General features: G+C 58.2%; 17 protein-coding genes. 12 read left to right on the plus strand and 5 right to left on the minus strand.

The window, feature by feature from the left end; all coding sequences use genetic code 11:
• Positions 1-136 precede the first annotated feature (136 nt).
• Positions 137-826, plus strand: coding sequence for a hypothetical protein (locus B8746_RS14285; RefSeq protein ID WP_143434611.1), 690 nt, complete (start codon positions 137-139; stop codon positions 824-826).
• A 356-nt stretch (positions 827-1,182) separates the two neighbouring features.
• Here B8746_RS14285 and B8746_RS14290 read toward each other — a convergent pair whose 3' ends face one another.
• From B8746_RS14290 to B8746_RS14300, 3 genes are all read right to left on the minus strand, one after another.
• Entirely contained in the window at positions 1,183-1,938 is a 756-nt protein-coding gene (locus tag B8746_RS14290) for an AraC family transcriptional regulator (RefSeq protein ID WP_084394384.1), read from the minus strand.
• Positions 1,939-2,114: 176 nt separating this feature from the next.
• Entirely contained in the window at positions 2,115-5,195 is a 3,081-nt protein-coding gene (locus B8746_RS14295; RefSeq protein WP_158084644.1) for an amidohydrolase family protein, read from the minus strand.
• Positions 5,196-5,452: 257 nt separating this feature from the next.
• A complete protein-coding gene (locus B8746_RS14300) occupies positions 5,453-7,588 on the minus strand; it encodes a TonB-dependent siderophore receptor (protein ID WP_198943745.1) in 2,136 nt (711 codons plus the stop codon).
• A gap of 459 nt (positions 7,589-8,047) precedes the next feature.
• Between B8746_RS14300 and B8746_RS14305 the strand changes: the two genes are divergently transcribed.
• From B8746_RS14305 to B8746_RS14330, 6 genes are all read left to right on the plus strand, one after another.
• Complete coding sequence (locus B8746_RS14305) at positions 8,048-9,004, plus strand: alpha/beta hydrolase (protein ID WP_084394387.1); 957 nt, start codon at positions 8,048-8,050, stop codon at positions 9,002-9,004.
• Entirely contained in the window at positions 9,001-9,582 is a 582-nt protein-coding gene (locus tag B8746_RS14310; protein ID WP_084394388.1) for an FMN-binding negative transcriptional regulator, read from the plus strand. Before B8746_RS14305 ends, B8746_RS14310 begins: the two co-directional genes overlap by 4 nt.
• A gap of 3 nt (positions 9,583-9,585) precedes the next feature.
• The gene (locus tag B8746_RS14315) at positions 9,586-10,995 is read left to right on the plus strand and encodes an alanine/glycine:cation symporter family protein (protein ID WP_084394389.1); all 1,410 of its coding nucleotides are present in this window, start codon (positions 9,586-9,588) and stop codon (positions 10,993-10,995) included.
• A 162-nt stretch (positions 10,996-11,157) separates the two neighbouring features.
• On the plus strand, positions 11,158-12,258 hold the full coding sequence (locus tag B8746_RS14320; RefSeq protein WP_084394390.1) for a PepSY-associated TM helix domain-containing protein: 1,101 nt from the start codon (positions 11,158-11,160) through the stop codon (positions 12,256-12,258).
• Positions 12,255-13,607: an amidohydrolase gene (locus B8746_RS14325; RefSeq protein WP_084394391.1), complete on the plus strand. Its 1,353-nt coding sequence runs from the start codon at positions 12,255-12,257 to the stop codon at positions 13,605-13,607. The genes B8746_RS14320 and B8746_RS14325 overlap by 4 nt, the downstream gene beginning before the upstream one ends.
• A complete protein-coding gene (locus tag B8746_RS14330; protein WP_084394392.1) occupies positions 13,604-14,794 on the plus strand; it encodes an amidohydrolase family protein in 1,191 nt (396 codons plus the stop codon). The genes B8746_RS14325 and B8746_RS14330 overlap by 4 nt, the downstream gene beginning before the upstream one ends.
• A 71-nt stretch (positions 14,795-14,865) precedes the next feature.
• Here the strand turns inward: B8746_RS14330 and pruA are convergent, their stop codons facing one another.
• Positions 14,866-16,476, minus strand: coding sequence for an L-glutamate gamma-semialdehyde dehydrogenase (gene pruA, locus B8746_RS14335; protein ID WP_084394393.1), 1,611 nt, complete (start codon positions 16,474-16,476; stop codon positions 14,866-14,868).
• Positions 16,473-16,670 (minus strand): hypothetical protein, encoded by a 198-nt coding sequence (locus B8746_RS14340; RefSeq protein WP_084394394.1) that lies wholly within the window; start codon positions 16,668-16,670, stop codon positions 16,473-16,475. The genes pruA and B8746_RS14340 overlap by 4 nt, the downstream gene beginning before the upstream one ends.
• 532 nt (positions 16,671-17,202) lie before the next feature.
• On the opposite strand from B8746_RS14340, the gene rnk reads away from it, so the two are divergent.
• The 5 genes from rnk (at position 17,203) to cobC (ending at position 21,642) form a co-directional block, all read left to right on the plus strand.
• Positions 17,203-17,634: a nucleoside diphosphate kinase regulator gene (gene rnk / locus B8746_RS14350; RefSeq protein WP_084394396.1), complete on the plus strand. Its 432-nt coding sequence runs from the start codon at positions 17,203-17,205 to the stop codon at positions 17,632-17,634.
• 142 nt (positions 17,635-17,776) lie between these two features.
• A complete protein-coding gene (gene gdhA, locus B8746_RS14355) occupies positions 17,777-19,132 on the plus strand; it encodes an NADP-specific glutamate dehydrogenase (RefSeq protein WP_084394397.1) in 1,356 nt (451 codons plus the stop codon).
• 238 nt (positions 19,133-19,370) lie between these two features.
• The gene (gene cobT / locus B8746_RS14360; protein ID WP_084394444.1) at positions 19,371-20,378 is read left to right on the plus strand and encodes a nicotinate-nucleotide--dimethylbenzimidazole phosphoribosyltransferase; all 1,008 of its coding nucleotides are present in this window, start codon (positions 19,371-19,373) and stop codon (positions 20,376-20,378) included.
• Positions 20,375-21,133, plus strand: coding sequence for an adenosylcobinamide-GDP ribazoletransferase (gene cobS / locus B8746_RS14365; RefSeq protein ID WP_084394398.1), 759 nt, complete (start codon positions 20,375-20,377; stop codon positions 21,131-21,133). The genes cobT and cobS overlap by 4 nt, the downstream gene beginning before the upstream one ends.
• On the plus strand, positions 21,124-21,642 hold the full coding sequence (gene cobC, locus B8746_RS14370; protein ID WP_084394399.1) for an alpha-ribazole phosphatase: 519 nt from the start codon (positions 21,124-21,126) through the stop codon (positions 21,640-21,642). Before cobS ends, cobC begins: the two co-directional genes overlap by 10 nt.
• Positions 21,643-21,650: the final 8 nt, after the last annotated feature.

Here is a 21,650-nt window from a genome sequence, read left to right on the forward strand (position 1 = left end):
CGGTCCACCCGCGAATCCGTCCGGCCCGACGGTTCGATAATTCACCGAGGAAATGATGGTCCCTTACCGCCCGATCTTTGAGAGCACCCGTCGCAGATCAATGCACTGGATTGTCCTGACGGCGGCTGTGGCTTTCATGACAAAAGCAGCCGATGCACAGCAATCATACGAATGGACCGTCGATGTCGCCGCGTCCTCTGCGGTGTTTGATCGTGGTGAGCAAATTGGAGGCGAGACTGTAGAGTTTAGTGCAGGCATGGAAGTCGCGCTTCCGAGCGCTTCCGTTTACACGTCTTTCTATCGCCTCCTGCCTGTTGGGAACGATCAGAAAGCATTCGATGACGAAGCCGATTACGCCTTGGGAGTAATCATAAATGGCGATGCCATGATTGCCGACCTCTCCGCCAATCTGCTGACTTATCCTGGTGAGAGTGCAGAGCACAGTCTGGAATTGCTGGGCATCTTCAATTTTGATGCGCCACTCGCCCCCGGTGTCATTGCCTTCCATGATGTGGAATTCGAAGACTGGGGGCTTGAAGCATTCGTCGAGCCAAGCTGGAACACCGGCGACTGGACACACCATGTGCTGCTACGCGCTGGTTTCGTCAGTCCCGGAGACATATCAGCGACTCGTTCTTATGTCGGCATGGAACTGGGTACGTCGAGATTGATTTCAGACACGATCGAGCTTGGACTGTTTGCGCGCGCCGACGCCGATAACCGTTCTTCCTTCGTACGCGATATCGAAAATGGTGCGGCGACACGTATGCGAAGCACAGGCGTGGCCGCTGGTATAAGTTTGTCCGTCAGTGGTTCAGCTGGTTGATCTGAGGTCAGTTTTCATCGCAGATCCAACCATTCTCGAGTGTCATCGCCAGGCATAGATAGTGGCCAGACTGTAGAATGTGAGTCCGGCGGCCTCGCTCATGTAACGGTGGAGGGTCCGCCCTGACGCTGATGGAAATCGTACTGCATCGTATGAAGAAGCTCATGCCCTCAAGCACCAATGGACGAGTTCTCAGTGCACACGGGACGCAAACCAAGCCTGATCAGCCCTTGTCCGGTCAGATCAACGAAAGACCAAATCGCAGACGTCAGCCCCCTGATCCTGCAGGGTGACAAGAGTGCAAGAACCGGCGAGCAACACTGCGTGAGCCCGTGTGCATGCTGGACCCGCCTTGTTCAAAAGGCGTATTTGCTTGGCGGGACGCCAAAGGTTTTCTGGAACATGGCGCAGAATGCGCTCGGGCTTTCATATCCCACATCCATCGCCACTGAGGTCACCGGTGCCCCCGTGGACAAGAGAGAAATTGCTTCCAGAAGGCGGACCTGCTGGCGCCACACCGCCACGCCCATACCTGTCTCCCGCTTGAAAGCGCGTGTGAAGGAACGACGGCTCATCCCGGCCATGGAGGCCCACTCATTCGTGTCACGCTGATCTGCAGGATCTTCCAGTATCTCCCGGCACACCCGCACCAGTCGCCGGTCATTCGGCATTGGCGCAGCATACGGAATCTTGCGGGAGTCGATGACCTCGCGGATCAGCAGGCTCATCACCTGCTCATCGCGATCAGTCAGCTCGGCGTCGAGCGGGATCTGGGTAACCTCAATGATCAATGCCTTGAGAAGCTGGCTCACCTCGACGATGTGGCAATACGGTTCTCCACGCTCATATCTTGGATCGATGTATAGCGACCGAAGTGACACAGGCCCCCGGCACGACACCTCATGAGGGACACCGCTCGGAATCCACACAGCACGTTGCGGCGGTATCACATAACTTGTCGTGTCGGTTACGACGGACATCACGCCGGATGACGCGTAGAGAAGCTGTATCCGCTCATGTGAATGTTCGGGGTCCCTGAAGCCGGCAGGATATTCGTCTGCCAGGCCCACGACGGCTCTGCAATCCAGATCGATATCGACGGTGCTCTTCATATCAAGCTCATGTATTCTCGATGGGTCCAGTGATGATGCTGGTCAGAACTGATATGACAATTCAATGACGCGCGATTTGGCCCACTATAGACAATATATGACCTGATCGCACGCAGATGGCCAAAAACACGCCGTCTGGTGCTGCTTTTTCAAGCACTGCCGAATTCACATGCCGGTTACTGCGTGCGCGTCAGCGGGCTTTCAACCAGGGTGTCGGCATCATAGAGATGACCGTCTTTCATGACCTGGACGACCGTCTCGATCGCGCGAATGTCCTGCGTAGGGTCGGCGTCGAGAACGACGAGATCGGCGACCTTTCCGGGCACCAGGCTTCCAAGGGTCTCGTCGCGTGCAATTGTCTCCGCACTGCCCATTGTCGCAGCCCACAAAGCTTCAGCAGGGGTCCACCCCCCTTCCACATAGGCTTGCGTTTCCCAGATCGTGCCCAGGCCCGGAAGGTCACCATGTGCCCCAACCCCGACGCGCCCTCCCGCTTGCTGGATACGGCGCGCACTGGCAGCGAAGGTCTGATACAGGTACTGCTCAGGATTGAGTTCCCCAGCGTCCGCGAATTCCCGCTGGATGAACCAGTCAGGGGCGAAGCGCGCATACTTGCTGTCGTCGAGCGGTTGACGTCTTGCAATGAAACTTGTGTCCGCCGGCTTGCCGCCATGCGTAATCATCAATGTAAGCGTGGCACTGGTACCGCTGCGTGCAAAAACCTCCGTCACATCCCGGTGCAGCACAGGCGGTGGCATGGCGTGTTCATTGCCCGAATAGCCATCAAGGATCTGGCTAAGCCCCAGCTTGTAGGAGAGCGCGCCTTCCGTCGTCGGCGTCATGCCGAGCTCGTTTGCGACCTGGGCAAACCACTGGCGCACGCGCCGGTTTCCCACGCGATACTGTTTCAGGTTTCGAAGACGATAATGGTCCCGATAGCGTGTGAGAACGGCCTCCACCTGCTCCTTGGCGCGAAAGTCATTGAAGTCGAAAATTGCAGGGCCAGTCGTAAACAGCCTTGATCCCTCAACGTCGCCGGTCTCGATCAGGTCTTGATAGGTCAACATGTCGATCGTCAACGATGACGGGTCAAACAGCGTTGTAATGCCGAACGCCAGATTGGTCCGAAGGCCCCAGCTGTCGAGCTGAAGGACATCGCGCCGGATGTCAGCGACGTGATAGTGAGCGTCAATCAGACCGGGGATGATATAATGTCCTGAAAGGTCTATGCGTGGCACGTCATCATCCGCCTGAACTGTACCAGCAGCACCGAGAGCGACGATCTTGCCGTCCGCCAGGAGGATGTCGGCGTTTGCCAGCGAGCGCTGAGGCTGGGTGCGGTCGTCCATCGGAAAAAGGGTTGCGCCCGTCAAAAGCACGGCACGCCCCGATTCGACGCGAGGCTTGCTGACGGTGATGGTTCTCACGTCCGGATAAGACGCTTCAACCGGCACTGAACGCTGCGATCCGGGACCTTCAGCCACAACCTCGTCTAAGGCCACCCGGTAAATTGTCGAACCCACGGACCAGTAGATCGATGTCGCATCATTGCTCCAGCCAAAGTAATCGGCCCCGATATCTGTCAGTCTGAAATGGGCTGTCTTCGGCGCGCTCAGATTTACCGTTTCACCCGCTGTGTCCGCCACCCGGTACAGGTGAAGCTGCTGGGTGATCTGTGCGATCACCCATTTCCCGTCAGGTGATACCCGCAAATCATCTGCCACTGCGGCGCCTTCGGCAAAGTACCAGTTCGGACCTTCCGCCTGTGTCACCAGGGTCCGCTTGCCCGTGTTCAGGTCGACGGCCTCGACGCCCTTGTCGGAATTGATCATCACACGCGACGCGTCGGGCCCAAAGTGCGGTCGACCGCCAAGAACTCCGGACGTCAACGTTCTGGCTTGCCCGCTATCAAGCGAAAGATAGACAAGCTCCGCCTCGCGCAGCTGCCCATACTCCATATAAGTCTTGTGGCGGTCGCTTGTAGCGGATCGGACTACAATCAGCCCATTCCCGTCCTTCGTGAAGACCGGATGAGAATAAAAGGCATCTTCACGCGTAATCTGGGTCAGACCCGTGCCATCCCGATTGATGGTCCAGACCTGCCCCCCCTCCTCCTTCGTCCAGCTGACGAAGGCGATCTGCTCTCCAGTGCCAGACCAGGACGGGTGGTAGGTCGACGACAGGGCAGTCGTCAGCCGAAACGGGTCGTTTTCCCCATGGAGGCTCGCCGTATAAACGTTTCCGAGCGCAGAAAATGCAATTGTGTCCCCATCTGGCGATAATGAGGGGGACATGAGCAGCCGCGCCTTAACCTCGCCGGTTGCCAGTGGAATCTGCTGACGCACGAGCGGACCGAGCGGCTGGTCCACCTCAGCGGTGAATGGAATCTCGACCGGTTCGGCACCGGACAGCGGGTAGCGTTTCAGTCGGCCTTGCGCATTCGCGATGACAGCGCTGCCGTCTGGCAGAAAATCAAATCGTGGCACCGCATCGTGCCAGGCACTCGCCTGAAGGGAGTCTGGATCAAGCTCGCCCAGTGTCCTGGTCTCACCGGACCCGAGAACCTTGAGCTTCAGAAACGTGCGATTGTCTTGCCGTTCGGCGAACGCAAGGTGCGTCCCATCTGGCGACAAGCGAGGCCGCATCGCAGGGTTGATCTCGCTGCCGGCAAGGGTCTGCTCTTCGCCTGTTTCAGCGTCTATCGAAACGATGGTCCATGTGGCGAGTTGGTCGAACGCCACGTCGTCTGCGGACCTGGACGCGATAAAGTGGTCGCAGCCACCTGGATGAAACGTCGGGCCGAGGGAACTGAATGAGCGTGTGCTTTCCGTCCCGGATTTCTGCTTGTTCCAGGCCTCGCCCATCGATCCGGGCGCCGGGTCGAACTGCCAGAGCTCATATGAGTTGCGGTCAGACCAGTACCGGGACGCAATGATCCGGCTCCCGTCTGGCGACCATTCGGGAGATACCCAGACCGGATTGTCATCATAGTACGATATCTGTCGGGCGTTCCCGCCATCCGCATCCATTTTCCACAAATTCTCGGCACCAGACCGATCACTGATGAACAGGATGGTTTGTCCGTCGGGTGAGAAAACAGGTTGCGTGTCCAGCGCCAGGCCACGGGTCAACGCCTTTGCTTCACCGCCAGTGATCGGCAGAACATAAATGTCGCCCAGCATGTCGAAGACGATTGACTGGCCGTCGGGCGAGACATCGAGTGAAAGGTGCGTGCCCTCATTCGTTGTGAACGACACTCTCCGTGCCGCGTTCAGCGGCAATGTCTGGCCTGACCGGGCGACCGGCATTGGTGGTTTTCCGGAAACGCCTGGTGTTTGCGTCAACTCCGGTTTCACGGGGCCGGCCGCGGAGGTCTGCGCCGGGAGCAGTCGCGGCGTACAAGCCAGAACTGTGGCCATGACAGCCCCGGCTAGTGCAGCGCATATTCCTGGAGACAAGCAGGCAGACCGGACGGATCGATGATCATTCATTCGGTCGGTCTGCCCTCTCATCATCAGAACTTCTTGGTCACCGTTGCGATAACCTGCTGGCCTGCGCCGTAGGTACATCCGGCAGGCCCCGCACAGCGAGCAACATATTTCTCATCAAGAATGTTGGAGCCGTTCAAAGCAAAGCGCCAGTCCTGATAGTCGTACCGGACAATGGCATCAAACAGTGTGGACTCTTCACCGGTATACACAACAGGGTTGAATGGGCCCGGCAGGGCCCCCTGGCTCTCGCTGGTATAGCGCACGCCAGCGCCAATCCCGAAGCCAGCAAGCAGTCCGTCCACGAATGAATAGTCCGCAAAGATAGACGCTTTGTTCTCCGGCGTCACCGGAAGGGGAGCGCCAACTTCCTGCGGCGTGGAGCTCTGGACAACTTCACTGTCCGTGTAGCTGTACGACGCATTGATGGAGAGCTGGTCATTGATCCGGCTGACCAGTTCGATCTCCGCACCTTGCACTTCCACCTCACCCGTCTGGGTACCGAACACAGGTGTGACGGAAGGCGACGTGCTGACCACGTTGGACTGCGTTATCTGGTAAACCGCACCGGTCAGGAGAAGCTCATACCCATCCGGCAGGCCACGCGCGTCGAATTTGACACCCGCCTCGATCTGCTCGCCTTCGCTTGGCTCGAAGTCATTCCCGGTTACGGAGTCCGTTCCGATGACAGGCTCGAATGACGTTGCGTAGCTGATGTACGGGGCGATGCCGCTCTCGAACACATAGTTGGCTCCGACCCGGTACGTAAACGCATCCTGCTCGGTTTCACCACCGGTTAAATTGTTTTCGATTGTGACGTCGTCATATCGACCACTCAGCGTGAAGAACAGATTTCCAAGGCCGATATGGTCCTGCACATAGAAGCCAGAATGCTGGAGCGTCTGATCATTGTACGCGAACGAATAGCCTGGGGTGAGATCCGCAGGATAATCGTAGACCGGATTAAACAGGTCGATGGTGTCCGTACCGTAGAAAAAGCCGAAATCAGCAACATTCTCTACCTCGCGGTAGTCATATCCCACGATGATGTCGTGCTTGATGTTGCCCGCATCGAAATCAATATCAAAGCGATTGTCGGTGGCGAAACTCTCGACGCTTTCACGATAGGTGAAGTTCGACTGGAGAACCGTGCGGTAATCGTCCGGCACGCCGTCGAAGTCGTTATCGATAACACCTCCCGAACCGTAGATACCCGTCGGCGTGTCCTCGTCATAATCACTCAGTTTTGAGTTGGAAATGAACGTGACCATATCGTTGAAGGCGTGGCGGAACTCATAGCCAAGCCCCCACTGTTCGCGATCAAAGCGGTTTTCCGGATGCCCTAGATTGGTGGACGGGTCGATTTCACCAACCGGGTTCGGAAGGAGCGTGCCATAAACCGGCAGGAAGCCGTTGGTGTCGCCCATGACTTCATCGGACTGATAATAGCCGAGCAGCGTAAGTTCCGTATCTGAAGCAATATCCCAGGTCAGTGATGGCGCAAGCAGTTTGCGCTTTGCTGATACGTGGTCGCGCTCTGCGCCGCGGTCACGGATTAGGCCCGTCAGGCGAAAGCTGAGATCGTCTCCCAGCGGGGTCGTCATTGTACCGGCGAGCTGCTTGTAATCATCGGTACCGTATTTGACAGACAGCTCCCCACTGAACTCGTCTTCTGGCCGGCGAGTTGTCTGATTATAAAGACCGCCCGGAGGCGAATTGCCGTAAAGTGCTGCGGACGGTCCCTTCAGAACGTCGAAGGATTCAAACGCATAGAGGTCGAGTCCGACGCTGTAGATGGCGGTCGAAACCGGGGCGGCCAGACCGTCAATGTACTGTTTCGGCGTAAATCCGCGGACTGTAACGAAATCAAAGCGCAGGTCGGGACCGTAGTTTTCTCCGAAAACCCCGGACGTGTACCGGACAGCCTGCTGGGCGTCGATAAAGTTGAGAAGATCAATCTGATCGCGCGTGATCACCGAGACCGATTGCGGTGTTTCGATCAGGGCGATGTTGCTCTTGGTCGCGCTTTGTCCCTCGCGTGGGACAAAGTCAGGTGCGATGACATAGATCGTGTCCTGCACGCTTGTTTCATCATTATCGCTGTCGTCCTGCGCCATCGCCGCGGGCGCGGCCAGTGCGACGATCATCGTCGTTGCGAACAAAAATGCCCTTTTGCTCAATGGCTTAGTGTTTTGAATCAGTCTCATGATACCCCTCTCTATAAGCTTGCGCCACATGCCTCTCCTGTCATTAAAATGTAGCAGGGCTGTCCATCGCTGAATTTAGGCTTTGGGTCTCATAGTTCTCCTTTTTGGCCAATTCACCCGACTTGCAATCGTGCAAAATCCCGGACCGCGACCCATTCGCGCTAAATTTCGACCCGGTCAGGTAATGAACCGCCAGACTGATCTCGATTATCCTTCAGATCGAAATCCGGGGGAAATCAGCACTATGGCGACGGCCCAATCCATACAGTACCGGCTCCTGCTCAGCCGCGCCTCGCAGGAATTTCCGCCGGACAAATCCACGCCACGGAGCCCCGGCCAGAAGCACCGAACACCAGCAATACATCGGGGCGCGTCAACGCCTCAAACCGTTATCCGTAAAGAAAAGAGACGTACATGAGCGCAAGTACCCAAACACGGGCCGATGAAATTGAGCCGGAAGTCAATCGCTTCGTCCAGGAAGTCATTGAACAGTCTAAAGCCCTCATCGCAGGGCGTACGCTCACGCTTGATGAGCGCCGCGACCTTGCCGAAACGGTTCGAGAGCCGTGGAGCGCTGGGGGTCCCAAAATGGGCAGCACACAGGATGTCGCCCTGCCCGACTCAACCTGCAAACTGCGCATCCATATTCCTGAAGGCGGCCCCGGCAAGGGCGTCATGCTCTATATTCACGGCGGCGGATGGATGCTGTTCAGCGTGAAGACCCATGACCGACTGATGCGCGAATACGCTGCCGCAGCGGGCTGCGCAGTGGTCGGGCTTGACTACGCCCTCGCACCAGAAAATCCGTTCCCTGCCGCGCTGAATGATGTCATCGCGGGTGTAAACTGGATTCGTGCGCACGGGGCTGCGCATGGCCTCTGCACTGACCGGCTGTTGATGGGCGGAGACTCCGCAGGCGGTAACCTGACACTCGCCGCCACCAAGAAGCTGCGAGACGATGGAGCAGACCTGCCGAACGGGATTCTGGTGAATTATGGCGCGCTCGATACCGAGCACCGGTCTTCACACAAACGCTATGACGGAGCGCCATTTATGCTCGATGCTGCCGAAATGGACGAATACTGGCAGGCCTATCTCGGCGAAGGTGATCGTCAGAACCCATATGCCCGTGTGATGCTGGGAGATTTGTCGCAATTGCCCCCGACACATCTCTGCATCGCGGAATGCGATATATTGCTTGATGAAAACAAGGCGCTGATGAAGCTGCTCAAGGTTGCCGGCGTCGAGGTCACGGGGAAGATCTATCCAGGTGCCACGCACAGCTTTCTTGAGGCTGTGTCGATCTCGCCGGTTGCGCGACAGGCAATCGCTGACAGTGCCGCCTGGATGAAGCGGATACTGGCGCGATGAGCGTGCAATTCAGCAACGTTCCAACACGCGAGATTGTCCGGTTTGCCGCTGCCTATCCGTTTGGCTGGATCGTTCCCGTAGCTGACCCATCCTCCGCGCTTCTCATGCCCTTGCTGATCGAAACAGACGCTGGCGGCGAACCACGATCGATCCTTGGTCACCTGCCCAGGCGCGCTCCAGCGACTGACGCGTTGGGACGCGACGGAGCGGCAATGTTCCTGTTCCTCGGTGCCAACGCTTACATTCCGCCGGGATGGGTATCGAAAGACGATTGGGCGCCCACCTGGAATTTTCTGTCCCTCAAGGTTCATGCCTCCGACACAAGAATTGATGAAGCCATTACACGGTCAGCGGTCGAAGCGCTCGTGGACCATATGGAACGGCCGGCCGGCTCTGACTGGACGGTTGAGAAAATCGGTTCGCGATATGATGCGCTGCTAAACAGCATCATCGGTTTCAGGTCGCCCGTGCAGGCGCTGGAGCCTCGGTTCAAACTTGGCCAGGACGAAACGCCGGCAGTCTACAATGAAATCAAGCGGGCACTCACGGATCACGATCTCGCTGGCTGGATGGAGTAAATCATGGAAGCCATCACAAACTTTGTTGAAGCAGTCGGCGCGACTCTGGCCGGTGTGGTCTTCTCATCAGTCACGCTGTTTGGGGTCGAGGTGCAACTCATCGTGCTCTGGCTTTTTGCGGCGATGGTATTCTTTACCTTTCGCCTGGGCTTTCTGAACATTCGCGGATTCGGCATCGGCTGGCGTGTGCTTGCGGGACGATACTCTGATCCCGACGCGCCGGGCGAACTCTCGCCTTTTCAGGCGCTTGCAACAGCACTCGCCAGCACGGTCGGGCTTGGGAATATCGCCGGCGTTGCCATCGCTATAGCCATGGGTGGCCCGGGTGCTGCCTTCTGGATGATCGTCATCGGGTTCTTCGCCATGAGCCTGAAATACGCCGAAGTGACCCTCGCCGTGCGCTACCGCGTCATCAATGAAGATGGCACCGTTTCCGGTGGCCCGATGTGGTATCTCAGTCGAGGTCTCGCGGAACGCGGCCTTCCGACACTCGGGAAGGTGCTCGCGGCGACCTATGCCCTGTGCGCGCTTTTTGCCTTCATCCAGGTCGTCCAGGTCAACCAGTCCTACGCTCAGCTCAGCGAAGTCACCGGACTGGAAAGAGGCACAGGATGGGCGCTGGCATATGGCATTGTCGTCGCCTTGTTCGCAGCCATTGTCCTGATCGGTGGCATCCGCTCGATTGGCCGGGTGACAGCCAGGCTGACACCGCTCATGTGCGCGCTGTACATTTGCGGCGTTGTCGTCGTGCTTGCGGTGAACCTGCCCGCTGTACCGGCGGCCTTCATGACCATGGTCCAGGATGCGTTCAGTGCGGACGCTGCAGCTGGAGGTATTGCCGGCAGTTTTGTGGCCGGCATGCGCCGCGCCGCCTATTCGAACGAAGCCGGCATCGGAAGCGCCTCTATCGCACACGCCGCAGCAAAGACCCGTCACCCAGCATCCCAGGGTTTTGTCGCCCTCATCGAACCCTTCATAGATACTGTGGTGATCTGTGCCGCGACCGCCCTTGTGATCATCACAACCGGCGTATGGGACGACGGCTATAACGATATTGCCATGACATCTGCGGCCTTCGGAACCGTGTCGGCCTGGTTTCCATACATTCTGGCCGCCGCTGTAACGCTTTTTGCGTTTTCGACAATTCTCGCCGCAGGCTATTACAGCCTTCAGGTGATCGACTATTTCTCGCGTCACTCCATCTGGATGCGCCGCATTTATCTGTGCTTCTTCTGCAGCCTGTTGCCGATCGGAGCGGTTGTCGACGTCACCACAGTGACCAACTACATCGACAGTCTGTTTTTCATGCTCGCCATCCCGAACCTGATTGGGCTCTACCTCATGCATCGCATTGTAAGCGACGAGACGGCCGCCTTCCGCGCAACTGTGAACCAAACCTCTCCGACTGGCTGAACCGCTGTCGGCGAGCCTTCTGGCAAGCCGGAGAAACTCGCAATGACCGATGGCTTTAACGGCTTGGCCCAGTGAGGGGCAAAAAACGCCCGACCGAGAAAGCTGCGAACGGCTCGCTCGCATAAACAGGATCTCAAAGCAAAAAATCCGAAAGAGGCATGCATGGCCGGAGGCCTGAAAAAGACGCTCTTCACGCTCCACAAATATGTGAGCCTCGTTCTGGTTGCGATCTGGTCGATCCAGATCTTATCCGGCGTAATCCTCGTCTTCGCTCCTGAAATCAACGACCAGCGCTTCGGCGGCGGAAAGGTGCCGCTGGATCTTTCTGCTGTGTCTCAAACGATTGAAGAGCACCATGCGAACAATCCGGACTGGGAGCCGCAGCTTGTGTTCACGACGCACGCCAAGTCCAGCCGGTTTGATATCTACGCCTACCATGAGGATTCCGATACGCTCGGCAGCCGCGCCATTCGGATTGACGGCGATGGAACAATCCTCGCGGACAGGCGCATGAAGTATGATTTCCTGAACCGGGTGTCCGAGCTTCACGAAACGCTTTGGATCAGTGGCTGGGGATACATTCTGCTCGGCGTATCGGGCATTCTGTTGCTCACAAACATGATCATTGGACTTTACCTTATCTGGCCTCAGAGAAAGCGTTGGGGCGCGTTCTTCAAACTGGATGCCGGTCGTCCGCTGGTCTTTCGTCGGCTGCAGCTTCACCGGATGCTTGGCCTGGTATTTGTCCTGCCGGGAATTTATGTCGTCGGAACCGGAGTTGCGAACATGTGGCTTGGCGACATGAAGGAAACGTTCGGCGACCCATGGGCCGCGCCAGCAGCCGTCACTGAACGAGCGCCAGCCGAAACCATCGAGGTATCTCTCGTCGAGGCGATGGAGATTGCATGGGCAGAGTATCCCGACGCAACGCTTTCAATTGTCACCCTGCCGTCGACGGATACGCCATACTACACCATCCGCCTCCGCCAGCCAGGAGAGGTGCGTGAAGTTTACGGGAACACCAAGCTCTGGGTCGACGCCGTGGATGGCAGCGTTCTTGGAAATGTTGACCAGGTGAACGCAGGCGCCAAGGCGACGCTTTTCAGTTCGTTCTTCGCCCTGCATATGGGACAACCATTTGGAATTTTCGGAAAAATTGTCTTCTTCCTCACAGGGGCTGCACTATTGGTGTTATCGGTTTACGGCGTGTTGCTGTGGCAGGCACGCTCCAGCCTCAGAAAGCAAGGCAAGGTGACGTCTTGAAGCTGAACGTGCTCTCAAGCTCTGCGATCGCAGTATTTGCAACAGCGATAGCCGGTTGCGGTGAAACCCGGCCAGCTCCCACTCTGGACGCATTTGAAAGCACGTATGAGCCGCGTCCGTCACCACCTTACATCATTCAGAATGTCACCCTTCTGGACGGTCTGGGCGGAGAGATCGCCGCAGCAAATCTCCTCATATCAGATGGGAAGATCGCCGAATTTGGCGCCGACATCTCCGCGCCAGAAGATGCTGAAATCATCGATGGCACCGGTCGCACGCTGACCCCCGGCATCATTGATGTCCACACTCATTACGGGACCGCGTCCCTGCCATATGCCGTCGGAACGCCAGACCATTGGGATGTGAATGAAGCAAGCAATCCGATTACCCCGGGGGTTCGGATCGAGACTGCGTTTAACCCGCAGGACCCGGCCCTGTTCTACGCCTTGTCCGGTGGTGTCACGACCTTTCAGGTCTTGCCCGGATCGCGCAACGCTATCGGCGGTCTTGGTGTAACCATGAAGAATGTGCCGGGCCTGACGGCTCAGAGCATGAAATATCCTGGTGCCCCCTACGGTCTCAAGATGGCCTGTGGCGAAAACCCGAAAGCCTACAGTATCGAGAGCCGCGCGCCATACAGCCGAATGGGCGTCGTCGCTTTGCAGCGTCAGGCCTGGCAGGACGCGCAAGACTATGCCAACGATCCCAATGCGCCGCAAGACTTTGGGCTCGACGTGCTGGCGGCCGCACTGCGTGGCGAGGTAAAGGTCCACTCACATTGCTACAGGGCTGATGACATGTCCGTCATGATGGATATGGCGAACGAGTTCGGCTTCGAGATCGCCGCATTCCATCATGCTGTCGAAGCCTACAAGATTCCAGAACGCCTGGCCGATGAGAAGGTCTGCAGCGCCGTCTGGAGCGACTGGTGGGGCTGGAAGCTGGAAGCGTTCGACGGCATTCCCGAAAACGCAGCCTTTCTCCATGCCAGCGACGCCTGCGTGGTCATGCACTCTGACGTCCCTGCCCTTGGGGGGCGCCTGAACATCGAAGTCGCCAAGGCAGTTGCGGCGGGCCGCAATGCGGGCGTGGACATATCGTTGCCAACAGCGCTGGCCTGGATAACGAGCGAACCCGCAAGACTGCTGGGCATCGAAGACGAGACCGGATCAATCACAATTGGCAAGAATGCCGACCTGGTCTTGTGGTCTGGCGATCCGTTCAGTGTAACCAGCCGGGCCGACCTCGTATTCGTCGACGGCGCCCTGATCTATGACCGAAGTGACCCGGACAGACAGCCGCGCGGCGATTTCATGACCGGCCAGCCAGTGATGGACCCTGCACCATGATTTTTCGCGCTATTGCCGGACTGGCCATTTTCTGGATCGCGCCGCTCTTCGCTGTGCAAGCGACCGCGCAGGACCTCATCATCGAGAATGCGCGGCTGGCCTATGCTGACGATGACTCTGAGTTGGTCAAGATATCCGTCACGGATGGCCGGATCACAGACGTCAGCCCCGATCTGACGGCACAGGACAGTACTCGACGTGTTGATGCCGCAGGAAACTTCGTCACACCGGCGCTCATGAATTCAATGACGCAGCTCGGCTTGATAGAATTGTTCTCCGTCAACGAAACGCGGGACTCCAGCGGTGACGAGCATGATCTGGGGGCCGCGTTCGATGTTCAGTACGGGTTGAACGAGAACTCCATCCTGGTGGACATCGCACGTCAGGAAGGCCTTGGCTGGGCCGTTACCCTGCCCGATGGGGGCAATGGGAAGTTCACCGGACTTGGCGCGATCCTGCATCTTCGCACCGATGGCAGCATTCTCCACAAGTCGCATGCGGGCCTGGTCTTCCGCTCTGGCGAAATGACGGGTGGCTCACGCGCCGCCGGCTGGACGGCCCTGCACGATGCGTTGAGCGATGGAGACGCAGAAGCCCCAGTCACAGAGGTGCTTGCCGGGACAGTGCCGCTCATCATCACGGCCTCTCGCGAGTCGGATATCGCTCAGGCAATCGCAATTCGTGAGAAATACGGGATAAGGATCATCCTGATAGGCGGCGAAGAAGCCTGGCGGCTGGCGCCCGAACTTGCAGCGGCAGACATACCGGTGGTTCTGGTTCCGCATAACCATCTTCCTTCCAGCTACGACACCATCGGGGTGCGTGCGGACAATGCTGCCCTGCTGCATGAAGCCGGGGTCTCCATCGCTTTTTGCGCAGACAGCATTTTCGTCAGCCATAATGCAGGAAACGCCATGCGGGTGGGCGCGGGGATTGCAACCGCATACGGACTGGACAGGCAGGCAGCGCTTGATGCGATGACGAGAAATCCCGCACGCATTTGGGGCGTCGAAGCCGGGTATGGCGCAATAGAAGCGGGCAAGTCTGCCGATCTCGTAATCTGGTCAGGCGACCCGCTTGAGGCGCTAACTCAGCCGGTCGCCGTGTACATCGCAGGCGAGGCTGTGACGAACGCCTCCCGCCACCAGCTCCTGCGTGAAACCTACCTTCCCGAAACCGCGCGATAGGTTGCCACAAAACCGCTCGTCGCCCGTCGAACGCGTCCGACGGCCGCTGACGGCAACGCCGCCCGCTGGCTTCAGCCTTCCATATGACGATAGAGGTGTGACACAGGTGGCAGGAACTGTTCCTTCACTGTGCGCGGTGAGGCCCAACGCATCAGGTTGTATGGGCTGCCCGCCTTGTCGTTCGTGCCGCTACGCCGTGATCCGCCAAAGGGCTGGCGTCCAACAACAGCGCCGGTGGGCTTGTCATTGATGTAGAAGTTCCCGGCCGCAAAGCGCAGACGTTTGCTCAGCCTGTCGATCACGGCAGGATCGCTGGCGAAAATGGCGCCGGTCAAGGCGTATGGCGTCGAGGAATCGACGATCTCAAGGGCCTGCTCGATGTCAGCATCCTCATAGGCATAGAGGGCGAGGATTGGACCGAAGATTTCGTCGGTCATGAGTTTTGATGTTGCACTTTCGCAAGCGATGACAGTCGGGGGGACGAAATAGCCTTCGCCACGATCGGGCGCCGCTCCCGCAATCAGTTTGTGTCCTGACGTTTTGTCAGCGTACGCCAGAAAATTGGAACACTGATCGAACGAACGCTCATCAATAACCGCCCCCATGAAGTTGGTCCCATCCGTCACATCGCCGTATCGGATCTTGCTGACTTCCGCGTGTAGCCGCTCACAAACCTCTTTGAAGAGGCTGCGAGGGATATAGGCCCGGCTCGCCGCGGAACACTTCTGCCCCTGGTAATCGAAGGCACCGCGAATGAGCGCCGTCACCAGAGCGTCGACGTCAGCACTTGCGTGGGCAAAAATGAAATCCTTGCCGCCCGTTTCCCCGACAAGCCGCGGATAGGCCGCATATGCGCTGATATTTTTACCGACAGTTCGCCAGATATGGTCGAACGTGCCGGTACTACCGGTGAAATGGACGCCCGCCAGATGTCGATCGGCCAGAACCACGTCGCCAACCGCCGCCGGGTCACTGGTGGGCAGCATGTTGATAACCCCCGGTGGCAGTCCGGCCGCCTCGAACAGGTCCATGATGAATGCAGCGCTCAGCATGCTGCGTTCTGATGGCTTCCAGACGACAGTATTCCCCATCAAAGCAGGCGCGAGACAAAGATTTCCCGCGATCGCCGTGAAATTGAAGGGAGATGCCGCGAAAACGAACCCGTCCAGGGGGCGCAGCTCCAGCCGATTGCGCTCAGACCCTTCCGAGGATGGCTGCCATTCTTCGAGGCGCTCAGAAAAAGCGACATTCAGACGGAGAAAGTCGACCAGTTCGGCACTGGCATCAATTTCTGCCTGATAGAAGGTCTTGCTCTGCCCCAGCATGGTTGCCGCCATCAAACGATCATTGAACGGACCTTCGAGAAGGTTGGCAGCACGAATGAAGACGGCTCGGCGTGCACTGGCGGGCAAGTTGCCCCATTCGCGACGCGCAGCGTTCGCCGCGTCGACAGCCAGCTGGGCCTCCCGGGCGCCGGCTGAACCGAATGTCCCCAATGTCCGGGCGTGCGCATGCGGCTCGAAGATGCGAGTGCGATGATCCATCTGTATGCGCTTGCCATTGATCACCGGATCGATATCGCGCGGATTGAGGCGCTGGTGCTCAATCTCTGCCTCTACGCTTTTGCGCTCGGGTGAGCCGGGAGCAAATTCACGGACTTTGCAGTTTTCAGGCGAAATCATTCGGTCAGCTCCTCATCATCATCTGATGAAGCCGAACCTACACACCCCGCCTCGATCCGCACCGCTGGCAGGGACAGTTTCATGCTGGTTCGGGTCACGCAGCGGGCGCCCTCATCGCAGACGCGATTGCCTGCACTGAATGCGAACAAGGCGAATGCAACATGGACAAGTTCATTGATCAATGCGGCGGCCATGAGCGGCACTGCAGAAAAGCGGCCAGTCCGTACATGGCTGAAGCACCTATGGCGGCAAGGACGCCGAAGATCAGCATTGAGGTTCCAAGCGGGCTATCAACGTCATTTGCAGCGAGCTGGTTACTCAGGACGCCCACATAGAGAGGCCCGAATCCAAGCCCGGTCAGATTGTCTGGTGAAGCGCTCCTCGACGGAACCAAGAGCGAAAAGATGCAATGGAAGGGGCCGCACCCAATCTCGGTGTACACCAGTTCGAATTGATACAACGCAGAGCCGCTTGACATTTCCTGGTCCACTCGTACTGATCACAGCATCATGCGCACGTTTGGTATCTTCTCCATTTCGATACACAGGGTCTGTCCGATCGCAGGACGTTAGCCCCCGGCTTGCGCTTGTCGTGCCCGGGTCGAGGGGCAAAAAAGAGCGCTGAACTGTCATACAGTCGCTGCGTAAAGAACGACACCTCCAATAATCGTAACGTAGCATCGACGGCTATCGCGCCGTCCCTTGCGATCAAGTGTGTGAGAATGTCATGAGCAACAGACGCTCCCGTAAACCCGCCATTACAGTGTGCCAGACCGATTTTGACCGGCTGTCTTCGCTCGCTGAAGCATTGCATGCACGGAATCCAGCCGTTGCTGAAGAACTTCTGGGCGAGCTGGACCGAGCTCGCATCGTGGACGACGCAAAATTGAAACCGTATACCGCTCGTATCGGTTCAACACTTCACTATTCGACGGATACCGGCGACGAACGCAACGTCACGCTCGTACTCCCGAAAGATGCAGATATCTCAAAAGGGTACGTGTCCATCCTGACGCCAATTGGTGTGGCACTTCTCGGCCTGGCGCCCGGTCAGTCTATCGACTGGACCTCCACTCACGGAGAACGTCACAAACTCACCGTGAATCGCGTCAGCCAAGAGCAGGCACAAGACCAAACGCAAGACGCCCGGCCTGCTTAGACGAGCTGTCTTCACTTGTTGCTTCAATAGAGACTGAAATCCGCCATTTTCACGCTGGGCGATCCTTCACATCGACCAAAACATCCACACCTTGGGTCGCTTCCGCGAAGACGCGCCCCGGTGAATACTTAAGGAGGCTCCCCTGCCCCATTTAGATGAAAAGCTTCAGCCGACTCTTCACGATGTCTTGCAGCGCAACCCCGGCGAAGGAGAGTTTCACCAGGCTGTCCGGGAAGTGCTTGAAAGTCTCGGCCCGGTTGTGACAAAGCATCCCCGCTACCTAGACGATGCCCTCATCGAACGGCTCTGCGAACCTGAAAGACAGATTATTTTTCGTGTGCCCTGGGTGGACGATCAGGGGCAGGTTCGCATCAATCGCGGCTTCCGTGTCCAGTTCAACTCAGCGCTCGGTCCTTACAAAGGAGGAACGAGATTTCATCCGTCGGTGAACATAGGGATCGTGAAGTTTCTTGCTTTCCAGCAGGTATTCAAGAACGCCCTTACCGGCATGCCCATCGGGGGCGGCAAGGGGGGCTCGGACTTTGAGCCCAAGGGACGTTCGGATGGCGAAATCATGCGTTTCTGTCAGTCTTTCATGACTGAGCTCTGGCGCCATATCGGAGAATACACGGATGTCCCCGCTGGCGATGTCGGCGTCGGCCAACGCGAGATCGGGTACATGTTCGGCCAGTTCAAGCGGTTGACCAACCGCTACGAAGCCGGCGTCCTGACCGGCAAGGGGCTGAGCTATGGTGGGTCTCTCGCCAGGAGCGAGGCCACCGGGTATGGTGCGGTCTATTTCGCGCAGCGAATGCTCCAGAAGTACGGTCAGGGCCTTGAAGGCATGCGGATCTCGGTTTCCGGGACGGGAAACGTGGCCTTGCATGCCATGCGCAAAGCCGTCGAACTTGGCGCAACGATCACAGCCTGTTCGGACAGTTCCGGATATGTATACGATCCTGAGGGCATCGACGTCGACCTCATCTGGGATATCAAGGAGAACCGCAAGGATCGCGTGAGTGCTTATGCCGAATTAAGATCAGGGCAAGCACGATTTGTGGCGAATGATGCCGGATCGATCTGGGATGTGCCGTGCGACTGCGCGCTGCCTTGCGCAACCCAGAATGAACTTGATCTCCACAATGCTCGAAGGCTGGTGGAAAACGGGGTTGTCGCGATTGTAGAAGGTGCCAACATGCCTTGTACGCCGGACGCTGTCGGCATTTTCAGAAACGCCGGCACGCTGTTCGCCCCCGGCAAGGCTGCCAATGCCGGCGGCGTTGCAACTTCGGCCCTTGAAATGCAGCAGAATGCCAGCCGTGACAGATGGAGTTTCGAGAAAACAAACCAGCGCCTGGAGGCGATCATGGTGGACATTCATGACAGGTGTGATGAGCTGGCAGCCGAGTACGGCACCCCCGGCAATTACGCCCTGGGCGCAAATGTTGGAGGTTTCGTGCGTGTTGCTGAGGCCATGCAAGCCCTGGGTGTGGCCTAGGTCCCGACGTCTTCCGGACTGTTCGGGCCGATGGTGCGTAGATTTTTTGCGTGTGTTCCGATGTCAGATCAACCGATGCAGAAATCGCCTCACTGCCCTGCTCATCGATCCGGTCTGCAACGCCCTTTGCGAGCACTTCGTCCATGTCATTGACCACGACATGCGCGCCTCTCTCGCTCGACCGCCCAAAAAACCTGTGGCTCTGGCCCGCCCGTAGCGATAGAGCGCCATCATGGATATGGTGCCAGAAGAATTTCAGACATCGCTCAAGCGGGCGATCGATTCCAAGACTAAGCCGGTTGGATCCCTCGGGCGCATTGAGACATTGGCCGCGCAGCTGGCAATGATCCAGAATTCTCTGAAGCCCGTTGCAGAGCGCTGCCAACTGACCATTTTTGCGGCCGATCACGGCATGGCCAGGGCGGGGGTATCGGCCTACCCGCAGGATGTGACCCGGCAAATGGTGGCGAATTTCCTGGCGGGCGGCGCTGCCGCAAATGTTTTCTCGAAGACGCTCGGCGTGGAGGTGCAGGTTGTTGATTGCGGCGTGGCCGGCGATCCAATCGAGACTGCAGCCCTGAGATCGTGCCGCATCGCTGCAGGAACGGCCAACGCAATCGAACGGCCCGCCATGAACGCCCACCAATGTGCGTCAGCGTTGGCGAACGGGCGTCAGATTGGACTGGAAGGCAGACATCACGCTGCCTGTTTTGGCGAGATGGGCATCGGCAACACATCATCGGCAAGTCTCATTGCGGCAAAGATCCTCGGCGAACCTGTCGACGAACTTGTCGGGCGAGGAACCGGACTTGAGGCAGACGGTGTCAGGCGCAAACGCACGCTACTGGAATCTGCAGCCAGCCGCACGCCCGCGCAGCTGACGCCCGTTGAGGCACTGACAGAATATGGCGGCTTTGAAATCGCCACTATGGCTGGGGCAATGACAGGTGCGGCTGAGTCCGGGAAAATTGTCATCGTGGACGGCTTCATTGCCACGGCAGCAGCGCTTTGCGCACGAAAGATCTTTCCTGGCTGCGAGCGCAACTTTGTTTATGCGCACCGCTCGGCAGAGGCAGGACATAAGCGGCTTCTGGATGCTCTGAACGCCACCCCTCTACTTGATCTCGACATGCGGCTTGGCGAAGGCACGGGCGCCCTGCTCGCCTGGCCTCTCGTGCAGGCAGCAGCCGCGATGCTGCGGGATATGGCGAGCTTCGACAGCGCCGGTGTCAGTGGTCCGGCATGAAGGACGCTCTCGCCCAGTTTGGCCTTGCCATTCAGTTCCTGACCCGCATTCCGCTGCCATTTGATCCGGGTTACACACCAGAGCGGATGGCGAGGTCACCCGCTTATTATCCGCTCGTCGGGGCTCTGATAGGTGGGATTTGCGCCGGGGTGTTCTGGGTCGCCGCGCTCGGCCTGCCGGCATTTGTCAGCGTGGTAATGGCACTGGCCGCAGGGCTGCTTCTGACCGGGGCGTTTCACGAAGACGGCCTTGCTGACACATTTGACGGGATTGGCGGCGGCCAGACAAAAGAGTCTGCACTCACCATCATGAAGGACAGCCGTATTGGCACCTATGGCACCGCTGCGCTCGCTATCATCCTGCTTCTGAAGGCCAGCGCACTGACGTCGATGACCGGTTCGCTGGTGGTCGCTGCACTCGTGGCTGGCCACGCCCTTTCACGCCTGTCAGCCGTCATGGTCATCGTCACCAGCCGCTATGTCCGCGATGAAGGAACCGGCAAGCCTGTCGCGACGGGTCTCTCGTCAGGCGGGGTGGCTGTCGCGCTCCTGACAGGCGCGCTAATTGTTGCTCTCTGGCCACTCTTCCAGCCTCTCCCCGCCGTGCTCTACGGACTGGGCGGGCTCATCACCGGTCACGTGCTCATGCGGCTGGTGTTCGAGCCGAAGCTTGGCGGCTATACAGGCGACGCGCTTGGCGCGGTCCAGCAGGTCAGCGAGTCGGGCTTTTATCTCGGCCTGCTCATATGGCTCTGACACTGCTGCGTCATACGCGTCTCGATGTGCCTGCAGGCACCTGTTATGGCATCAGTGATCTCGCTCTGGCCCCGAGCTTTGACGAGGAGGCCAGCGCGCTGTTGCCGACCCTGCCGCCGTTCGACCGTATCGTAACCAGCCCCTTGTCGCGTTGCCGGCGTCTGGCCAAGTTCATCGCCGAACATACAAGCTGCGGTGTGACCCAAGATGCCAGGCTGACAGAAATGGATTTCGGGCGATGGGAAGGCCGTCCATGGAGCGGCATCCCCCGCCCTGAAATCGATGCCTGGGCGGCTGACTTCCTGCATGCCCGCCCGCATGGCGGTGAAAGCGTCGCCATGCTGCGCGCCCGTGCGCTGCAGGTATTGAGCGATTACCGAAGACACCCGGATGACATCTTGATTGTCACGCATGCCGGCGTCATCAAGGCAGCCCTTGCCGCCGACGAGACCGCCGAAAGTCATGCGATACAGATAGATTTTGGCGGGTTCGTGACGCTCACCGACTGAAAGGAAGG

This window comes from Henriciella pelagia, assembly GCF_002088945.1.
Classification (GTDB): domain Bacteria; phylum Pseudomonadota; class Alphaproteobacteria; order Caulobacterales; family Hyphomonadaceae; genus Henriciella; species Henriciella pelagia.

Coding starts and splice junctions, on each gene's coding strand:
- B8746_RS14285 (WP_143434611.1), top strand. CDS start 137: ATGACAAAAGCAGCCGATGCACAGCAATCATACGAATGGACCGTCGAT.
- B8746_RS14290 (WP_084394384.1), bottom strand. CDS start 1,938: ATGAAGAGCACCGTCGATATCGATCTGGATTGCAGAGCCGTCGTGGGC.
- B8746_RS14305 (WP_084394387.1), top strand. CDS start 8,048: ATGAGCGCAAGTACCCAAACACGGGCCGATGAAATTGAGCCGGAAGTC.
- B8746_RS14310 (WP_084394388.1), top strand. CDS start 9,001: ATGAGCGTGCAATTCAGCAACGTTCCAACACGCGAGATTGTCCGGTTT.
- B8746_RS14315 (WP_084394389.1), top strand. CDS start 9,586: ATGGAAGCCATCACAAACTTTGTTGAAGCAGTCGGCGCGACTCTGGCC.
- B8746_RS14320 (WP_084394390.1), top strand. CDS start 11,158: ATGGCCGGAGGCCTGAAAAAGACGCTCTTCACGCTCCACAAATATGTG.
- B8746_RS14330 (WP_084394392.1), top strand. CDS start 13,604: ATGATTTTTCGCGCTATTGCCGGACTGGCCATTTTCTGGATCGCGCCG.
- pruA (WP_084394393.1), bottom strand. CDS start 16,476: ATGATTTCGCCTGAAAACTGCAAAGTCCGTGAATTTGCTCCCGGCTCA.
- B8746_RS14340 (WP_084394394.1), bottom strand. CDS start 16,670: ATGGCCGCCGCATTGATCAATGAACTTGTCCATGTTGCATTCGCCTTG.
- rnk (WP_084394396.1), top strand. CDS start 17,203: ATGAGCAACAGACGCTCCCGTAAACCCGCCATTACAGTGTGCCAGACC.
- cobT (WP_084394444.1), top strand. CDS start 19,371: ATGGTGCCAGAAGAATTTCAGACATCGCTCAAGCGGGCGATCGATTCC.
- cobS (WP_084394398.1), top strand. CDS start 20,375: ATGAAGGACGCTCTCGCCCAGTTTGGCCTTGCCATTCAGTTCCTGACC.
- cobC (WP_084394399.1), top strand. CDS start 21,124: ATGGCTCTGACACTGCTGCGTCATACGCGTCTCGATGTGCCTGCAGGC.